Origin of the sequence: Streptomyces sp. NBC_01716 (assembly GCF_036248275.1) — a bacterium.
In the GTDB taxonomy this organism is placed as follows: domain Bacteria; phylum Actinomycetota; class Actinomycetes; order Streptomycetales; family Streptomycetaceae; genus Streptomyces.
In genome coordinates, this window is record NZ_CP109181.1 from 2,399,509 (window position 1) to 2,416,459 (window position 16,951).

The following is a 16,951-nucleotide window of genomic DNA, read 5'->3' on the forward strand; positions in this document are numbered from 1 at the left end:
CGCGGTTTCACCGCTGAATGAGCAGGGCACATCAGACGTGAGAAGAACCGGTTACGGGGGGCGAGGGGGAAAGAAAGAAGGGACGCCGAAGCGTCCCTTGCATGTTCTTGCGAGAGGGTTTCTCACCTGACCCCGACGGGGGCTGCTGTCAGGTGAGCGCCGGCTCCGCCTGGGGTACATCGATGTCGATGCCGTCGAACGGCGAATCGCCATGGTGCTGTGCGGCGGCAGCGCTCAACGCGTCGTTCTCGGACTGAATCCGTACGAGCTCGGATTCGAGGTCCTGGACGCGCTGCTGAAGCCGTCGCATCTCGGCGAGGAGTCGCGGGTCAGAACCGCCGACGTAACCGAGAAGCGCCTTTGCCATGATGGATGGGCCTCCACACTGAGTGACCGACCGAAGCGGTGTGGGTCGTGAGGGATTTCCGCACCCGCACTGCTGGCAGAGGTTCTTCCGCACTGTGTTTTTCACTGCCAAACAGCCAAGGTGCGCGGGGCTTCCAGAGTCTCACCAAAAAGTTTGACGGTCAACACGATCACAGCCCGTCATCGCCGGACGGCCCAGGGGCGAGCGTCCGCACCTGGTGCGACGCCGCCTCTCCTGCGGCCCCGGGGGGCGTGGAGATCATTGTTAACGCGGCAGCTTGACATGGGACCCCGCTTCTTGGCAACCATCGGTGGATTCCCGCCAAAAGCATGTGCCGGAGGCATACGGGCAGGCCGGACCCCGCCTCGGCTGTCGGGATCTCGGCATACCTCGACCCGTTCAAGATCGACCAGGAATGGTCAAGATCGTTCGGGCTCTCTCGGAGCGTCGCGCAGCCGGCCGTGCTCACCGGACGGCGAAGGTGTCGTATCCGCCGCGCGGTGTGCCCCAAATCTCAGTGACTCCGTCAACACGGCCGGGCGTGTCGTCGGAACGCAGCCACTGCAGCAAACGGTGGCAATTATCACGTGATCCCTCCGCGACGATCTGCACCCTGCCGTCGTCCAGATTCAGCGCGAACCCCCTGAGGTCCCCGATCTCCAGAGCGTTTGCCCTGGTGAACCAGCGGAAGCCAACTCCCTGTACTCGACCGCGCACCCAGACGGTGATCCGTACGTCTTCGTTCATGCGTGCAAGCTAATGGGCGAATACGGCACTGAGCACTTCGCACCCACCCCGCTTGGCGTACAGTCCCGTCGCAATGAGGGTCACTCGAATGGGTGAAACGCATTGTCGTTGCGAGCGGTGCGGGAGCAATCACGCGCACCTGAGTACATCGAGGAAGGCGCAGCAGATGGGACGCCATAGTCGCTCGGCCGGCGCACCCGCCGCTGAGGACCACGCGGCCGGTGCGGCAGGTCGGCACCGGGGCGCGGGCCGAGGCCGGAAGAAGGGAATCGGTGCTCCCGTACGCACCGGGCTGCTCGGTGCCTCCGCCGCGATGGCCATGGGCGCCGTAGCCGTGGCATCCGGGCTGCTGCCCGGCGGGGAGCAGTACACCGTCGGCGGTGGCAATCTGCCGGGCGAGCAGGTCCGCACCGCGGGCGCGCCCGAGCTCCAGCAGCAGGGGGGCTCGACCGCCGAGCCGACCGCCGAGGCCCCCGCGTCGCCGAGCACCGGCGACGACGGGGCGAAGCAGCCGTCGAAGTCCGCATCGACGACGCCGGACAAGCCGTCCGCCTCCGCGAGCCCGTCGAAGCCGGCGAAGACCCCGCAGAAGCCCGAGAGCGACCCCACGCGGAGCCGGAGCGAGAAGGCGAGCACCAAGCCGGCGAGCAGCGCGCCGGCGCCCGAGAAGACCAGGGACCGCGTCACCACGCCGCCGCAGACCCCGCAGCCGTCCAGCACCGCCCCGTCCGGCGCCGAGGCGGAAGTCCTCGCTCTGGTCAACGAGGAGCGGGCGAAGGTCGGCTGCCGGCCGCTGCGCGCCGACAAGGCTCTGAACGGTCTCGCCGAGGCGTTCAGCAAGGACATGGCCGACCGGGGCTACTTCGACCACACCGACCCCGACGGCGACACTCCCTGGGACCGCGCCGACCAGGCGGGCGTGAAGAACCTGGGCGGCGAGAACATAGCCCGGGGCCAGGCCGACGCGCAGGCGGTCATGGCGTCCTGGATGGCCAGTGAGGGCCACCGGGAGAACATCCTGAACTGCGACTACAAGACCATCGGCATCGGCGCGCACTTCGCCGACGGCGGCCCGTGGTGGACGCAGGACTTCGGCTTCTGAGCCACCGGCGGTGGCGTCCGCGCCGCCCCGTGCACGCGCACGACCGAGCGAGGCCCGCGACAGTACGACGTCGCGGGCCTCGTCCATGTCCGGGGCCCGCGCGGCGGCACGGGACCGGACCGCGGGGCGGCGTTACGGGGCGAGGCGGGGCGGGCGGGCACGGGGCGGGCGCTGGCAGCGGGGGCAGAAGTAGCTCGACCGGTTCATCCAGGGGCGGCGGCGGATCAAGGTGCCGCAGCGGCGGCACGGTTCGCCCTCGCGGCCGTACACGTCCAGCGACCGGCCGAAGTAGCCGGACTCGCCGTTCACGTTGACATAGAGGCTGTCGAAGCTGGTGCCGCCGTCCGCGAGCGCGGCGTGCAGCACATCCCGTACGTGGCCGAGCAGTTCGACCGAGCGGGGACGGGGCAGCGAGGCCGTCGGCCGGTCGTAGTGGAGCTTGGCGCGCCACAGCGCCTCGTCCGCGTAGATGTTGCCGACGCCGCTGATGAGGGACTGGTCGAGCAGCGCGCGCTTGATCGTCGTACGGCGCAGCCGCAGCGCGGCGTAGAAGGCGGCGTCGTCGAACTCCGGGTCGAGCGGATCGCGTGCGATGTGCGCGATGACGTCCGGCAGTCCGTCGGGGGTGTTGTCGTGCAGCGAGAGTCCGCCGAAGGTGCGCTGGTCGACGAAGCGGAGTTCGGTGCCGAGGTCGTCCTCGAAGCGGATCCGGATCCGGAGGTGCTTCTCGTCCTGGGCGGACTCCGGCTGGACGAGCAGCTGGCCGCTCATGCCGAGGTGCCCCAGGACCGAGGAGTCCGTGTCGGCGAGCGGCAGCCAGAGGTACTTGCCGCGGCGGCGGGCGACTCCGACACGGTGCCCCTTCAGGCGGGCGGCGAAGTCCTCGCCGCCGGCCACATGGCGCCGTACGGCGCGGGGATGCAGCACCTGCGTGTCGGCCACCGTCCGCCCCGCGACCCAGCGTTCGAGTCCGCGCCGTACGACTTCGACCTCGGGCAGCTCGGGCACGATGCTCCTTCAGTGGGGACGGTGAGTCCGGCGGCTTCGGGAGCAACTGGCCGAACACGGGGCGGGAGTTGGGAACGCCGACAGGAGTTCAGGAGTTGGGGACGGCCGGGCGGCGCGGACACGAGCTGCGCCCCTCGTGCCGTATCGACACAAGGGGCGCACCGGGAAGGGAACGTAACAGCTCAGCCCAGGGTCAGGACTTGGCCGCGTCGGCGGATTCCGAAGCCGTCGCCGAAGAGGTGTCGGCGGCCTCTTCAGAAACGACGCCGGCACCGGCCGCGGCCTCGGTACCGACGGCCGCCTTCTCCGCCGCGGCCCGTTCGTCCGCGTCGGCCCGGATGGACCGCCACGCGGTCTCCGCGGCCTGCTGTTCCGCTTCCTTCTTGCTGCGGCCGGTGCCGGTGCCGTACGAGACACCACCGACGCGGGCGGCAGCGGTGAAGGTCTTCTCGTGGTCCGGGCCGGTCTCCGTGACGAGATACTCGGGTACGCCGAGACTCTCCGCCGCGGTCAGTTCCTGCAGACTGGTCTTCCAGTCCAGACCGGCACCGAGGTTCGAGGACTTCTCGATGAGCGGGTCGAAGAGCCGGTGCACCAGCTCGGACGCCGCGTCGAGGCCCTGATCGAGATAGACCGCGCCGATCACCGCTTCAAGGGTGTCGGCGAGGATGGACGCCTTGTCCCTGCCTCCCGTGCCCTCTTCACCACGGCCGAGCCGGATGAAGGAGCCGAGTTCGAGGCCGCGCCCCACTTGCGCCAGCGCACGCGAGTTGACCACCGCGGCCCGCAACTTGGCCAGTTGGCCTTCGGGCAGGTCGGGGTGGATGCGGTACAGCGTGTCGGTGACCACCAGACCGAGCACCGAATCCCCGAGGAATTCGAGCCGTTCGTTGGTGGGCAGACCGCCGTTCTCGTACGCGAACGAGCGATGGGTCAGCGCACGTACCAGAAGGGCGGACTCCAGCTGGTAGCCGAGCCGCCCTTCCAGAAGCGTGTGGGACGAGGCTGTGCTGACGTTGTCTGCCTTCTTGGCACTGGACAGTTCAGACATCGAGCCTCTCACCAGCCGCTCAGACCTCGAGGACCTGGCGCTTGTTGTAGGTGCCGCAACTCGGGCACGCGATGTGCTGGAGCTTCGGCTCCTGGCAACGCTCACACGAAACCAGGGTGGGGACCGCAGCCTTCCACTGCGACCGGCGGTGGCGCGTGTTGCTGCGCGACATCTTCCGCTTCGGAACAGCCACGGCTACTTCTCCTGCTTCTCGTCGGCACCCGGGTCGGCGCCGTCCATGTTGTCCTTCTCGCCGTCCTTGATGGTTTCGGCGAGTCCTTGCAGTGACGCCCACCGGATGTCGACGGCGTCGTGGTGATGGTCCGGGTTCTCGTCCAGCCTGATTCCGCACTCGGAGCACAGGCCGGCACAGGTCTCCCGGCACACCGGCTGCATCGGCAGTGCGAGCACCACCGCATCACGCAGCACAGGTTCGAGGTCGAGCAGCCCGTCCTCGATGAAGAACCTGTCCTCGTCGTCCTCGGCGTCGTCGGCCGGTTCCGCCTGCTTGCTGCGGCCCCGGTCGTCGGCGTCAGGGTACGAGAACATCTCCTGGAAATCCGCTGCCACGTCCTGGCGCACCGGCTCCAGACACCTTACGCACTCCCCCTCGGCGGTCGCACGGGCGGTGCCCGTGACGAGCACGCCCTCCATGACCGACTCCAGCCGCATCCTGAGCTCGATCGGCGCGCCTTCCGGCACTCCGATAACGCCGTCGATGCCGAAGTCCTTGGGCGCCGCCGCGGAGCGGGTCAGCCGCTTGAGCGCGCCGGGACGCCGACCCAGCTCGTGTGTGTCGAACACGAAGGGGTCGCGGTGGTCGAGGCGGGCGTTCAGGGCTGCTCCTGCTTTCGAGTCGTGGGGTGGGCCGCCGGGTCGCTTGACGAGGGGGCGGCCGGATCGCGGACATCACGCGACCGAAGAGCCAGGATACTTGACGGGCCGCCGTTGGCCCAATCCGGTCGGACGCGGGGCCCGGGGGCGTACGGGGCGCCGCGCGGGTTCAGCGGCCCTGCTCGTACCGGCGCAGCTGCTCCATGTCGATCATGCTGGTGTCGAAGAGGCTGGTCTCGTCGAGGGCGCCCTGCGGGTCCTGCGGCTGCTGCTGGGGCAGCTGAGGCTGCGACTGCGGCTGCTGCTGCGCCTGGGCGTCGGGGTGCTGCTGCCAGCCCTGCGCCGCCTGGTCGTAGTTCTGCCCGTAGCCCTGGCTGTAGTTCGGGTCGTATGCCGCGGGGTCGTAGACCGGCTGCTGCTGGGCCTGCTGGTACGCGTACGGGTCCTGCTGCTGGTAGGCGTACGCGTCCTGCTGCTGGTAGCCGCCGTAGGCCGCGTCCGCGTACTGCTGCGGGGCGGCGGCGGGGTCGGCGTACTGCTGCGGGGCCTGCGCCTGCGCCGGGATCGGGATCTGGACCGGCTGCTCCGGGACCTGGTGCGCGGGGGCTCCGGCGCTCTGCGGCGGCTGCTGCCCCGACACCTCGGCGAGACCGGACAGATAGTCCGCGTCGCTGGTGTGCCCCAGGTGCCCCGCCGCGTCCTGCTCCGCCATGTGCAGACCCAGGTCGTCGGTGGCGACCCGGCCGTGCAGCTTCTGCCGGCCGCGGCCGACCGCGTCGAGGGTCTTGGAGAGGACGGCCTCGAAGGCGCCGAGTTTGGCGTCGACATAGTCGTCCGCGCGGCGGATCAGGGTGTCGGGGTCGGCGCTGTACTCAGGGGCGTCCTCGTCGGCGTACCCCTCCTCGTCCAGCCCCGGGCCGCGGCCGAGCAGCTTCTCGCGGCCACGGTCCACGGAGCCGATGGTCTTGTTGAGCACGACCTCGAAGTTCGCGAGCTTGGAGTCCACGTAGTCGTCGGCCTCGGCGCGGATCTCCTCCGCGTCCCTGCGGGCCTCGGCGAGAATACGGTCCGCCTCTTCCTGGGCTGTGCGGGCGATCACGGTCTCGGAGATCAGCGTGGACCGCTCCGCGTGGGCCGCCTGGACGATGCGCTCGGCCTCCTGGCGGGCCTGCTCGGAGAGCTGCTCGTGGCCGCCGAGCAGTTCCTGGGCCTGGGCGAGGGAGCCTGGCAGGGCCTCGCGTACTTCGTCGAGCAGCGCGAGCAGTTCGCCGCGGTTGACCACGCAGGAGGCCGACATGGGCATGGAACGGGCGTTCCCCACCGTGTCGACGATCTCGTCGAGCTTCTTCTGCACGTCCACCGTGTGCTCGCCACTCTCTACAGCCGGGTTGGAGACGGACGCAACGACTGTACGGCCACTCGGCGCGCGCCCGACACCAGATGATGGGCCGTCAGTCGCGGACCCGGTCCGCCGCCCCGTCCCTCACTTGTTTCCGAGGCGCTCGGTCAGTGCCTCGTGCACGAGCGGAGGCAGCAGATGGGACACGTCTCCGCCCCAGGTCGCGACCTCTTTGACGAGCGAGGAGGAGAGGAAACTGTAGATGGGGTTGGTCGGCACGAAGAGGGTCTCGACGCCGGACAGGCCGTTGTTCATCTGGGCCATCTGCAACTCGTAGTCGAAGTCGCTGACGGCGCGCAGGCCCTTGACGATGGCGGGGATGTCGCGCTGCTTGCAGAAGTCGACGAGGAGGCCGTGGAAGGCCTCCACCTCGACGTTGCCGAATTCGGCGGTGACCTGGCGGATCAGATCGATCCGTTCGTCGACGCCGAACAGGCCCTTCTTGGACTGGTTGATCATCACGGCGACGTGTACGACGTCGTACAACTTGGAGGCACGGCCAATGATGTCGAGGTGACCATTGGTGATGGGGTCGAAGGACCCCGGACAGACGGCGCGGCGCAACTGAATTCCCTCGCTCTCCGGTCCGGTCATCGGGCGTCTTCGGGTGCGGCGGCGCGACCGTACCAAAGGGTTCCTTCGCCGTAGCGGCGTGCCCGCAACGGTTCGAACCCCTTCGGCCAGGTGAACTCCCCACCTCTGGTGCTGCGCTCCACGGTGGCGACGGCTTCGTCATTGAGCCAGCCCTCGGAGCGGAGTGTGAGGAGGATCTCGCGAAGATCGTCATCGGTGACGGCGTACGGCGGGTCGAGGAAGACGATGTCGTACGGGGCCCCGGGGGGCGGTCCTGTCACGATCTGCTCGGCTTTGCCCGTACGGACCTCGGCGCCCGGCAGTCCGAGCGCGCGGACGTTGTCCCGGACGGTGCGGGCCGCCCGCGCGTCCGCCTCCACAAGGAGGGTGTGCGCGGCGCCGCGCGAGAGGGCTTCCAGGCCGACGGCGCCGGAGCCGGCGTACAAGTCGGCGACACGGAGACCGTCGAAGGTGCCGAGCAGCGCCTCCCAGGTGGAGAAGAGACCTTCGCGCGCTCGGTCGGAGGTGGGGCGGGTGCCGTTGCCCGGGGGGACGGCGAGACGGCGTCCGCCGGCGGCACCGGCGATCACGCGGGTCATGGGTGTCGGGTCCTCGGTTCGTGGAGTGCCGGAGCGGCCGCGGGCCGCCCGTGCGTCGCCACCCACGATATGGCGTCACCCGGGGCACGGCCCGCCGGGAACGGACACGGTGGCCGCCGGGAGCGGCGCCGGGGCCGCTGGGCGGGGCTGTACGGCCCGCTCAGCCCTTGTCGAGATACTGCTCCCGCTCCGTGTCCAGCAGGGCGTCCAGGGCCGTACGCAGCTCCGGGAAGGTGTTGAGCTCCGGGTCCTCGGCGACCACGGCGACGGCCTCCTCCCTGGCCGCGGCGATGACCTCCTCGTCCTCGATGACGGCGAGCATCCGCAGCGAGGAGCGGACACCGGACTGGGCCTGGCCGAGGACATCGCCCTCGCGGCGCTGTTCGAGGTCGATACGGGAGAGCTCGAAGCCGTCGAGGGTGGAGGCGACCGCGCCGAGACGGGCCCGCGCGGGGCTCGCCTCCGGCATCTCCGAGACCAGGAGGCAGAGCCCCGGGGCGGAGCCTCGGCCCACCCGCCCGCGCAGCTGGTGCAGCTGCGAGACGCCGAACCGGTCCGCGTCCATGATCACCATCGCGGTGGCGTTGGGGACGTTGACGCCGACCTCGATGACGGTGGTCGCGACCAGGACGTCCACCTCGCCCGCCGTGAAGCGGCGCATCACGTCGTCCTTGTCATCGGGCTGCATACGGCCGTGCAGCACCTCGGTACGGAGGCCGGTCAGCGGTCCGCCGGCGAGCTGCTTCGCGATGTCCAGCACGGCCAGCGGCGGACGCTTGTCCCCGTCCGCCTCGGCCGCCTTCGCCGCGGCCTTCTTCCTGGGCTCGTCCTCGCCGTCACCGATCCGGGGGCAGACGACGTACGCCTGGTGACCCTTGCCGACCTCCTCGCGCACCCGCTCCCAGGCGCGGGCCAGGAAGTGCGGCTTGTCCTGGGCGGGGACGACGTGCGAGGCGATCGGGGAGCGGCCGGCGGGCAGCTGGTCCAGCACGGACGTCTCCAGGTCTCCGAAGACGGTCATCGCGACCGTACGGGGAATGGGCGTCGCCGTCATGACCAGCAGATGCGGCGGCTGCTTTCCTTTGGAGCGCAGCGCGTCGCGCTGCTCGACCCCGAACCGGTGCTGCTCGTCCACGACGACCAGACCGAGGTCGTGGAACCGCACCTTGTCCTCGATCAGCGCGTGCGTGCCGATCACGATCCCCGCCTCGCCGGTGGCCAGATCCAGCAGTGCGTGACGGCGCGCCGCTGCGCCCATGGAGCCCGTGAGCAGCACCACCTTGGTGGCGGTCTCCGCGCCGCCGAGCATGCCTCCCTCGGCGAGCTCTCCCATCATCTCGGTGATCGAACGGTGGTGCTGCTGGGCGAGAACCTCGGTCGGGGCGAGCATCGCCGCCTGGCCGCCCGCGTCCACCACCGTGAGCATCGCGCGCAGCGCCACCATCGTCTTGCCGGAGCCGACCTCGCCCTGAAGGAGGCGGTGCATGGGGTGCTCGGTCGCCAGGTCGTCGAAGATCTCGCGGGTGACCTTCGTCTGGCCCTCGGTGAGGGTGAAGGGCAGCTTGGCGTCGAAGGCGTCGAGCAGGCCCCCGGCCACCGGTTTCCGCGACACCGCCGGGAGCCCTGCGTCCGCGTGCCGGCGCCGGGCGAGGGCGACCTGGAGCACGAACGCCTCGTCCCACTTGAGCCGGTCCCTGGCCTCGGCGACATCGGCCTTGCTGTCGGGCCGGTGGATCTTCAGCAGGGCTTCGGGGAGCGTGACGAAACCGCGTCCCTCGCGGAGCGAGGGCGGCAGCGGGTCGACGGCCTCGGTGGCCCTCGGCAGCACCGCGTCGAGGGCCTTGGTGATCTTCCAGGACTCCAAGCCCTTGCAGGCCGGATAGATCGGGATCAGCTTGCCCGCGAAGTCGTCCACGGCCTCGTCTCCGCTGTCCCTGCCCAGCGGCACATACGTGGGATGGGCGAGCTGGAGCTTCCGGTTGAACATCGAGACCTTGCCCGCGAACATGCCGCGGCTGCCGGGCAGCAGGTCCTTGTGCGGCTTGTGGATACCCCGGCCGAAGAAGACCAGCTGGAGCCGGCCGCTGCCGTCGGTGAGGGTGATCTCCAGCCGCTGGCCCCGGCCGCCGTTGAACTTCAGGACGCGGGAGTCGGCGACCTGGGCGACGACCGTGACGTCCTCGTCCAGCGGGAGGTCGGCGAGGCGGGTGAGCTGGCCCCGCTCCTCGTACCGCCTCGGGTAGTGGTGCAGCAGATCACCGACCGTGTGCAGGTCGAGTTGCTCGGCCATCACCTTCGCGGTGGCGGGACCGAGCGTCTTCTTGAGGGATTCATCCAGCGCGGACACACGATCCATTGCACACCACATCACTGACATCCGTCGCGCACCTGTGGACAACTCCAGGTCGGAGGCGGGTCATGCGGATCGGTCGGGCAGACGGAGGTCCGGGCCGGTTCAGCGGCTCACCGCCGGACCTCGGTGACCGCGGTGAGCAGGACGGCGCAGTCCTCCAGGGCCGTCAGGCCGTGGCGCTCGTGCGGGATCGGGCCCACCTGTCCGGCGATCATGTCCTGGTCGCCCGACTTCTTCGTCAGCCGTACGCGGCCGTGCAGCACCTGAAGGCTGGCCGCCGGGGGCGCGTTGTGCTCGTCGAGGGCCGAGCCGGAGGTCAGCGCGATGACGGTCTGCCGCAGCGGTCCGTCGTGCAGGAAGAGGTGCGCGCTGCGCCCGTGGGCGCTGGCGCGCGCGTCGTCGAGCTGGTTGCGGGCGATCAGGGTCAGGTCGTCCATCGCTGGGCCTCTCACCTCGGGCGGTGCGCGCGTCTGTCATGAGCCGCTTACCCACCATCGTCACAGGTACCGCGCCCCGTGCAAGCCGTGGCCGAGGCGGGCCGTACGCGCGTACGGCCGTGCTCCGCGCCTATTCGACGCCGATCAGCAGCGGCACCGACTGACGGCCGCCTCGGTAGACGACCGTGTCGACGGCCAGGTGTCCGTCCCGTACGTGGCGTTCCAGGCGCTCCGCGAGGGCGTCCGGCACGTCCTCACCGAGAACGAGGGTGACCAGTTCGCCGCCCGCCGACAGCATCCGGTTCAGCACGGCCTCGGCGGTGGAGGCGAGTTCGGCGCCGATCACCGCGACGTCGCCGTCGATCAGCCCGAGCAGGTCGCCGGCCTGGCAGATGCCCGCCGTGGTCCAGGACTGCCGCTCGGCGACGGCCAGTTCGGCGTAGCGGGTGGCGCCGGCCGCCGACGTCATGGCCACCACGTCCTCGTCGAAGCGGCGGTCGGGCTCGTGCACGGCGAGCGCCGCGATGCCCTGAACGGCCGCCCTGGTCGGGATGAGGGCAACCCGGATGCCTTCGGCGCGGGCCTGCTCGGCGGCAGCGGCGGCGGTGTGGCGCAGTTCCGTGTCGTTCGGCAGGAGCACCACCTCATGCGCGTGGGCACGCCGGATGGCGTCGACCAGCTCGCCGCTGGCCGGCGGCTCCCCCGGGCGCGCCAGCACCGTCGTGGCTCCCGCCTCGGCACACAGCCCGGCCAGGCCCTCGCCCGGGACCACGGCCACCACGGCGCGCTGCGCCCGCTCCCGGCGGTGCCCGGCGGCGGCTGCGCCGAAGTGCGTGATGCGGATCCGGTACGGGCGTCCCGCCTCGACGCCGGCCTCCACGGCGGCGCCCGCGTCGTCCACGTGCACGTGGACGTTCCACAGCCCGTCGCCGCCGCCGACGACGAGGGAGTCACCGAGCGCGTCGAGGCGGCGGCGGAGCCGGGCGATACCCGCCTCGTCCGTCTCCAGGAGGTAGATCACCTCGAAGGCGGGGCCGACGGGGCCGTCGTCGGCCCCGCAGGACTCCACGACGGCGGGCAGTTCGTGCGGCCGTGCGGCCGGTGCGCCGAGGGACGGGGCGTCGCCGGTGACGGCCTCGACGAGTGCGGCGAGGACGGCGAGCAGGCCCCGTCCGCCGGCATCGACGACACCGGCGCGGCCGAGGACGGCCAGCTGTCCGGGAGTCGCGTCGAGCGCAATGCGGGCCCCGGCGTAGGCGGCGTGGACGGCCGCACCGTCCCGGTCCGCGTCGTCACGGGCGTCTCCCGCACCGTCGTCCCCTGCTCGCGCCGCGGCGTCCGCCGCCGCTGACGCCACCGTGAGGATCGTGCCCTCGACCGGATGCGCGACGGCCTCGCGCGCCAGCTGCGCCGCCCTGCGCAGCGCCCTCGCCAGCTGGTCGCCGCCGCCTTCGGCCGCCCCGTCGGCCCGGGTGGTGGCCCCGTCCGCGGTCTCTTTCCGGGCTTCGCCGAGGACCTCCGCCATGCCGCGCAGCAGTTGCGCGAGGATCGTCCCGGAGTTGCCCCGGGCGCCGATCAGCGCCCCGTGCGCCATGGCCCGTACGGTGTCGGGGAGGTCCGGTACGGACGTCCCCGTCGCGTGCGCGTCGAAGACGGCCTCGACGGCCTGCGCCGCGGACTCCACGGTCAGATAGAGATTGGTGCCGGTGTCCCCGTCGGCGACCGGATAGACGTTGATCGCGTCGATCTCCTCGCGGTCCCGGCCCAGGGCGTCCAGCGCCAGCGAGCACCAGGTACGCACCGCTGCGGCGTCGAGGATGTGCGGCACCTGGGGGTCCTCCTTGGCGGCCTGGGCTGCGAACTGCACCGCAGAGTAGTCCGCCCGCACCGTAGTGGCAGGTGGGAAGGGGGGCGGGACGAGGGTGGGTGCGGACATGGTAGTTTCGTTCAACCGGACAGGGCGTTGTATGCTTCTCCGGTTGCCCGGCGAGAGTCGGGCCATCTCCCCCGGCGCAGCCGACATCGGTCAAAGATTCTGTCGCGCCGGAATTCACCGTAAGTGCATCTGAAGTCTTTGGAGTGACCCGTGGCTGCCAACTGCGACGTCTGCGGCAAGGGGCCGGGCTTCGGCAACAACATTTCGCACTCGCACCGCCGTACGTCCCGTCGCTGGAACCCGAACATCCAGCGCGTGCGTGCCGTGGTCGGTCGGACGCCGAAGCGGCTCAACGTCTGCACCTCGTGCATCAAGGCCGGCAAGGTCTCGCGCTGACGTTCTCGTCGTGGCGCAGCCCCTGCGGTTGCCTTGAAAGCCGGTCCACCTCGGTGGACCGGCTTTTTGTCGTGCCCAACTGCCGCACCGTGTTCGGGTAGTTGGCCCGCCGGACAACGCCGGCACGCAGCAGGTACCGGCCGTCAGCGGAAGCGCCAGGCGTGGTCCACGGGGCCGATGCCGCCGCCCAGCGGGAAGCCGGCGGCGATCGCGCCCGTCACGTACCTCTTCGCGGCGACGACGGCATCCAGGACCCCCTGCCCCGTCCCCAGCCCCGCCGCGATCGCCGAGGCGAGCGTGCAGCCCGTCCCGTGCGTATGCCGGTTGTCGTGGCGCGGCGCGCGCAGCCAGTGCTCCTCGCTGCCGTCCGTCAGCAGATCCACGGCGTCCCCCGGCAGATGCCCGCCCTTGATCAGCGCCCAGCGCGGCCCGAAGGTGAGCACGGCGCCCGCCGCGCGCCGCATCCCGTCCTCGTCCCGCACCTCCACACCGGTCAGCTGCGCCACCTCGTCGAGGTTCGGCGTCGCGACGGTCGCCGTCGGCAGCAGCTTCTTCCGTACGGAGTCCAGCGCCGAGTCCGCGAGCAGCGAGTCTCCGTGCTTGGAGACCCCGACCGGATCGACGACCACGGGGGCGTCGGTCTCCGCGAGGAGTTCGGCGACGGTCTCCACCAGCGCCGCCGACGAGAGCATGCCGGTCTTGACGGCCTGGACTCCGATGTCGTCCACGACGCTGCGGTACTGGGCCCGTACCGCTTCCACGGGCAGGTCCCAAGCGCCTTGCACGCCGCGCGAGTTCTGCGCCGTGACGGCCGTGAGCACGCTCATGCCGTGCACGCCGAACGCCAGCATCGTCTTGAGGTCGGCCTGGATGCCCGCACCGCCGCCGGAGTCGGACCCGGCGACGGTGAGAACGCGGGCGGGCGCACGGCCCGGCCCCGGGGGTACGGAGGGCACGACCGGCTCGGAGGATATGGGCATCCCCCGAATCTACTCGGCCCGGTCCAACACGCCCTAGGCACCTAGTCCCCGAAGTGGTCCCAGCCGCCCTTGCTCGTCCACGGCGCCCCGTCGACCGTCACCTGCGGCAGCGCCGACGGGTTGAGGACCTCGCCGATCACCTTCCACCTGGCGGGGAGTTTGGCGTCCGAGGGGAACGTCGCCACGATCGCGTGGTCCTCTCCCCCCGTCAGCACCCACTGCAGCGGATCCACGCCCACCGCCTGCCCGATGTCGTTCATCTGCGACGGGATGTCGATGAGCCCCGACCGCAGATCGATACGGACCTTGCTGGCCTCGGCGATGTGCCCGAGGTCGGCGACGAGGCCGTCGCTCACGTCCGTCATCGCCGTGGCGCCGAGTCCCGCCGCCGCCGGCCCCGCGTGGTACGGCGGTTCGGGCCGCCGGTGCGCCTCGACAAAGGCACGCGGTGACCTGAATCCCCGCGACAGCACCGCGTGCCCGGCGGCGGACCAGCCCAACCACCCGGTGTACGCGACGACATCGCCCGGCTGCGCGCCCGACCTGGTCACCGGATCGTGGTTGCGAAGATCGCCGAGCGCGGTAATCGCGAGGGTGATCGTCTCGCCCCGTACGACGTCGCCGCCGACCACCGCCGCGCCCGCGACCTGGCACTCGTCGCGGATGCCGTCCATCAGCTCCGTGGGCCAGGTGACGGGGAGTTCGGCCGGGACGACGAGGCCGAGCAGCAGCGCCGTCGGGACCGCCCCCATCGCCGCGATGTCGGCGAGATTCTGCGCGGCGGCCTTCCTTCCCACGTCGTACGCGGTCGACCAGTCGCGGCGGAAGTGCCGCCCTTCAAGGAGGAGGTCCGTACTCGCCACGACCCTGCGGTCGGGTGCGGCCACCACCGCGGCGTCGTCGCCCGGCCCGAGCCGGACCGCCGGGGTGGTGGTGAGCCGGGAAGTGAGCTCCCTGATGAGTCCGAACTCCCCCAACTCGCCCACGGTGCCCTTCACCGAGTCCCACCTCTCGTCGTGCGGCCGGCAACTCCGGCCGGCCTGGTTGTCCGGCCGGGGTTCCGGCCCCCTGCGTCGGCCCGGTGCCCGCGGTCGTGGACCGCCGTCGCTCTCGGTCCGTTCGGCCCGTACGTCAACTTCACCGCTCCGTGCGTCACGCCGCCGGTGCCGCCGTACGCGCAGGTCTCCCCGCGGCACTGGGTGACGCGATACCGTGGCGTCCCTTCTTCCCACAAGATCCTCGTGGCCGCCCTGGAGGTTCCGTGGTACAGGCGTACATCCTTATTCAGACCGAGGTGGGCAAGGCGACGGTCGTCGCCGAGACCATCGCGAAGATCCCTGGAGTGATACATGCCGAGGACGTCACCGGTCCCTACGACGTGATCGTGCGTGCCCAGTCCGACACCGTGGACGACCTCGGTCGCATGGTGGTCGCCAAAGTCCAGCAAGTGGACGGGATCACCCGCACCCTGACCTGCCCGGTCGTGCACCTGTAGCCCCCGTCTACGCTTGGCCGGTGACCCTTCCGCTGCGCAGGCTATCCGGCCCCCGATTCGCCCGCCTGCCCGCCGTCCTCGTGCTCGCCGTGACAGTCGGCTGCTCCTCCACGGACGCCCCGGCATCCGTCCCGGTTCCCGGTCCTCCGGCGGAGGAGGCGGCTTTCTGCCGCGCACTGGACAAGGAGCTGCCGAAGAGCGTCGACGGGCACGACCGGAATGATCCGGAGCCGGATTCCGCGCTGACCGCCGGGTGGGGAGACGCCGCGATCGTACTGCGCTGCGGCGTCCCCCGGCCCGAGCGGATGAGCGACCCCCAGGCGAAGGGGGTGGACGTGGACGGCGTCAACTGGATGCTGGAGGAACGGGATTCGGGGCCCCGGTTCACCACCACGTACCGCAAGACGTACGTCGAGGTCACCCTCGGCGAGCAGTACCTGCACGACGCCGGTCCGCTCTCGGACTTCGCGGGACCGGTCGCCGACACGGTCCCGCCGAGCCTCTAGCCGGTCCCGCACGGGACGTACGGGCCCTGGGGAAACGATTCCGCGCGGGGCCGGAGGACCGGAGCCTCAGCGCAGTCCGGTCGGACGGCGCAGCGCCGCCTGGATCAGCCGGTCGATCAGCTCCGCGTAGCCGACGCCGCTCTCCTGCCACATCCGCGGGTACATCGAGATCGGCGTGAAGCCCGGCATCGTGTTGATCTCGTTGATGACGAAACCGCCGTCCTCCGTAAGGAAGAAGTCCGCGCGGACGAGTCCCTCGCAGGACACGGCGTCGTACGCCTCGACGGCGAGCCGCTGGACCTCCGCCGTCTGCTCCTCCGTAAGAGGCGCGGGCACCAGGCCTGCGGCGGCGTCGATGTACTTGGCCTCGAAGTCGTAGAACTCGTGCGACGTGACGGGCGGGATCTCGGCGGGCACGCTCGCGCGCGGGCCGTCCTCGAACTCCAGCACCCCGCACTCGATCTCCCGGCCCCGCAGCAGCGACTCGACCAGGATCTTCGGGTCGTGGCGCTGCGCCTCCTCGATCGCGTCCTCCAGGCCTTCGAGGGCGTCGACCTTGGTGATGCCCATGGACGAACCGGCGCGCGCGGGCTTCACGAAGACCGGCCAGCCGTGCTCGGCGGCGAAGTCCACGATCCTCTTCCGGGCGCCGGACGGATCGCGCTGCCAGTCGCGCGGGCGGATCACCTCGTACGGCCCGACGGGCAGCCCGTACGAGAGGAACACCCGCTTCATGTACTCCTTGTCCTGGCCGACGGCGGACGCCAGAACGCCCGCGCCGACGTACGGGACGCCGGAGAGCTCCAACAGCCCCTGGAGGGTGCCGTCCTCGCCGTACGGGCCGTGCAGCACCGGGAAGACCACGTCGACCTCGCCCAGTGCCTTCGGCACGGAGCCCTGCTCGCTGTAGACGACCTCGCGGTTGCCCGGGTCGACGGAGAGGACGACGCCGCCCTCCGTGGACTCGGCCAGTTCCTCGACGCTCGGCAGCCGGCGGTCGGCGATGCCCATGCGGTCGGGTTCGTCGGCGGTGAGCGCCCAGCGTCCGTCGGTGGTGATGCCGATGGGGAGCACGTCGTACTTCGTACGGTCGATGGACCGCAGTACGGCGCCGGCGGTGACCACCGAGATGGCGTGCTCGGAGCTCCGGCCGCCGAAGACGACCGCCACACGCGGCTTGCGGAGCTGCTGCTCAGGGCTCTGGGGGAGGTTCTCGCTGCTCATATCG

At 70.8% G+C, this 16,951-nt stretch carries 19 protein-coding genes; 4 read left to right on the forward strand and 15 right to left on the reverse strand.

Annotation, left to right across the window (positions count from 1 at the left end; all coding sequences use genetic code 11):
* Positions 1 to 148: 148 nt before the first annotated feature.
* Positions 149 to 367 carry a hypothetical protein gene (locus tag OIE74_RS10175; RefSeq protein WP_189105231.1) on the reverse strand — a complete coding sequence of 73 codons (219 nt, stop codon included), beginning with the start codon at positions 365 to 367 and terminating at the stop codon, positions 149 to 151.
* 465 nt (positions 368 to 832) lie between these two features.
* On the reverse strand, positions 833 to 1,114 hold the full coding sequence (locus tag OIE74_RS10180) for an acylphosphatase (RefSeq protein ID WP_329380986.1): 282 nt from the start codon (positions 1,112 to 1,114) through the stop codon (positions 833 to 835).
* A 166-nt stretch (positions 1,115 to 1,280) separates the two neighbouring features.
* On the opposite strand from OIE74_RS10180, the gene OIE74_RS10185 reads away from it, so the two are divergent.
* Positions 1,281 to 2,216, forward strand: coding sequence for a CAP domain-containing protein (locus OIE74_RS10185; RefSeq protein WP_329380988.1), 936 nt, complete (start codon positions 1,281 to 1,283; stop codon positions 2,214 to 2,216).
* Between the two features lie 132 nt (positions 2,217 to 2,348).
* Here the strand turns inward: OIE74_RS10185 and mutM are convergent, their stop codons facing one another.
* The 10 genes from mutM to OIE74_RS10235 all read right to left on the reverse strand — a co-directional run bounded on the left by mutM (position 2,349) and on the right by OIE74_RS10235 (position 12,337).
* Positions 2,349 to 3,224: a bifunctional DNA-formamidopyrimidine glycosylase/DNA-(apurinic or apyrimidinic site) lyase gene (gene mutM / locus OIE74_RS10190; RefSeq protein WP_329380991.1), complete on the reverse strand. Its 876-nt coding sequence runs from the start codon at positions 3,222 to 3,224 to the stop codon at positions 2,349 to 2,351.
* A gap of 193 nt (positions 3,225 to 3,417) precedes the next feature.
* Positions 3,418 to 4,275, reverse strand: a complete 858-nt coding sequence (gene rnc, locus OIE74_RS10195) for a ribonuclease III (RefSeq protein ID WP_329380993.1) — start codon at positions 4,273 to 4,275, stop codon at positions 3,418 to 3,420.
* Between the two features lie 19 nt (positions 4,276 to 4,294).
* Positions 4,295 to 4,468, reverse strand: a complete 174-nt coding sequence (gene rpmF, locus OIE74_RS10200; RefSeq protein WP_003965982.1) for a 50S ribosomal protein L32 — start codon at positions 4,466 to 4,468, stop codon at positions 4,295 to 4,297.
* 2 nt (positions 4,469 to 4,470) lie between these two features.
* The gene (locus OIE74_RS10205) at positions 4,471 to 5,079 is read right to left on the reverse strand and encodes a YceD family protein (protein ID WP_329380995.1); all 609 of its coding nucleotides are present in this window, start codon (positions 5,077 to 5,079) and stop codon (positions 4,471 to 4,473) included.
* A gap of 199 nt (positions 5,080 to 5,278) precedes the next feature.
* On the reverse strand, positions 5,279 to 6,469 hold the full coding sequence (locus OIE74_RS10210; protein WP_329380997.1) for a cell division initiation protein: 1,191 nt from the start codon (positions 6,467 to 6,469) through the stop codon (positions 5,279 to 5,281).
* Between the two features lie 123 nt (positions 6,470 to 6,592).
* Positions 6,593 to 7,072, reverse strand: a complete 480-nt coding sequence (gene coaD, locus OIE74_RS10215; RefSeq protein ID WP_329392238.1) for a pantetheine-phosphate adenylyltransferase — start codon at positions 7,070 to 7,072, stop codon at positions 6,593 to 6,595.
* Positions 7,073 to 7,098: 26 nt separating this feature from the next.
* Positions 7,099 to 7,680 (reverse strand): 16S rRNA (guanine(966)-N(2))-methyltransferase RsmD, encoded by a 582-nt coding sequence (gene rsmD, locus OIE74_RS10220; protein ID WP_329380999.1) that lies wholly within the window; start codon positions 7,678 to 7,680, stop codon positions 7,099 to 7,101.
* A 160-nt stretch (positions 7,681 to 7,840) separates the two neighbouring features.
* The gene (gene recG / locus OIE74_RS10225; RefSeq protein WP_329381001.1) at positions 7,841 to 10,036 is read right to left on the reverse strand and encodes an ATP-dependent DNA helicase RecG; all 2,196 of its coding nucleotides are present in this window, start codon (positions 10,034 to 10,036) and stop codon (positions 7,841 to 7,843) included.
* Between the two features lie 107 nt (positions 10,037 to 10,143).
* Positions 10,144 to 10,470: a cupin gene (locus OIE74_RS10230; RefSeq protein ID WP_329381003.1), complete on the reverse strand. Its 327-nt coding sequence runs from the start codon at positions 10,468 to 10,470 to the stop codon at positions 10,144 to 10,146.
* 130 nt (positions 10,471 to 10,600) lie between these two features.
* Complete coding sequence (locus OIE74_RS10235) at positions 10,601 to 12,337, reverse strand: DAK2 domain-containing protein (RefSeq protein WP_329381005.1); 1,737 nt, start codon at positions 12,335 to 12,337, stop codon at positions 10,601 to 10,603.
* Positions 12,338 to 12,556: 219 nt separating this feature from the next.
* On the opposite strand from OIE74_RS10235, the gene rpmB reads away from it, so the two are divergent.
* Complete coding sequence (gene rpmB / locus OIE74_RS10240) at positions 12,557 to 12,742, forward strand: 50S ribosomal protein L28 (protein ID WP_003957616.1); 186 nt, start codon at positions 12,557 to 12,559, stop codon at positions 12,740 to 12,742.
* A 143-nt stretch (positions 12,743 to 12,885) separates the two neighbouring features.
* Here the strand turns inward: rpmB and thiD are convergent, their stop codons facing one another.
* Both thiD and OIE74_RS10250 read right to left on the reverse strand, forming a co-directional pair.
* The gene (thiD, locus tag OIE74_RS10245; RefSeq protein ID WP_329381008.1) at positions 12,886 to 13,722 is read right to left on the reverse strand and encodes a bifunctional hydroxymethylpyrimidine kinase/phosphomethylpyrimidine kinase; all 837 of its coding nucleotides are present in this window, start codon (positions 13,720 to 13,722) and stop codon (positions 12,886 to 12,888) included.
* A gap of 41 nt (positions 13,723 to 13,763) precedes the next feature.
* On the reverse strand, positions 13,764 to 14,720 hold the full coding sequence (locus OIE74_RS10250) for a thiamine-phosphate kinase (RefSeq protein WP_329381009.1): 957 nt from the start codon (positions 14,718 to 14,720) through the stop codon (positions 13,764 to 13,766).
* A 263-nt stretch (positions 14,721 to 14,983) separates the two neighbouring features.
* Here OIE74_RS10250 and OIE74_RS10255 point away from each other — a divergent pair, with 263 nt between their 5' ends.
* Entirely contained in the window at positions 14,984 to 15,217 is a 234-nt protein-coding gene (locus tag OIE74_RS10255) for an Lrp/AsnC family transcriptional regulator (RefSeq protein WP_189105243.1), read from the forward strand.
* 20 nt (positions 15,218 to 15,237) lie between these two features.
* Positions 15,238 to 15,723: a DUF3515 domain-containing protein gene (locus OIE74_RS10260; RefSeq protein WP_329381012.1), complete on the forward strand. Its 486-nt coding sequence runs from the start codon at positions 15,238 to 15,240 to the stop codon at positions 15,721 to 15,723.
* Between the two features lie 66 nt (positions 15,724 to 15,789).
* Here the strand turns inward: OIE74_RS10260 and OIE74_RS10265 are convergent, their stop codons facing one another.
* The gene (locus OIE74_RS10265; protein WP_329381014.1) at positions 15,790 to 16,947 is read right to left on the reverse strand and encodes a D-alanine--D-alanine ligase family protein; all 1,158 of its coding nucleotides are present in this window, start codon (positions 16,945 to 16,947) and stop codon (positions 15,790 to 15,792) included.
* Positions 16,948 to 16,951: the final 4 nt, after the last annotated feature.

Coding starts and splice junctions, on each gene's coding strand:
- recG (WP_329381001.1), bottom strand. CDS start 10,036: ATGGATCGTGTGTCCGCGCTGGATGAATCCCTCAAGAAGACGCTCGGT.
- OIE74_RS10180 (WP_329380986.1), bottom strand. CDS start 1,114: ATGAACGAAGACGTACGGATCACCGTCTGGGTGCGCGGTCGAGTACAG.
- rsmD (WP_329380999.1), bottom strand. CDS start 7,680: ATGACCCGCGTGATCGCCGGTGCCGCCGGCGGACGCCGTCTCGCCGTC.
- OIE74_RS10265 (WP_329381014.1), bottom strand. CDS start 16,947: ATGAGCAGCGAGAACCTCCCCCAGAGCCCTGAGCAGCAGCTCCGCAAG.
- OIE74_RS10175 (WP_189105231.1), bottom strand. CDS start 367: ATGGCAAAGGCGCTTCTCGGTTACGTCGGCGGTTCTGACCCGCGACTC.
- OIE74_RS10185 (WP_329380988.1), top strand. CDS start 1,281: ATGGGACGCCATAGTCGCTCGGCCGGCGCACCCGCCGCTGAGGACCAC.
- rnc (WP_329380993.1), bottom strand. CDS start 4,275: ATGTCTGAACTGTCCAGTGCCAAGAAGGCAGACAACGTCAGCACAGCC.
- OIE74_RS10230 (WP_329381003.1), bottom strand. CDS start 10,470: ATGGACGACCTGACCCTGATCGCCCGCAACCAGCTCGACGACGCGCGC.
- thiD (WP_329381008.1), bottom strand. CDS start 13,722: ATGCCCATATCCTCCGAGCCGGTCGTGCCCTCCGTACCCCCGGGGCCG.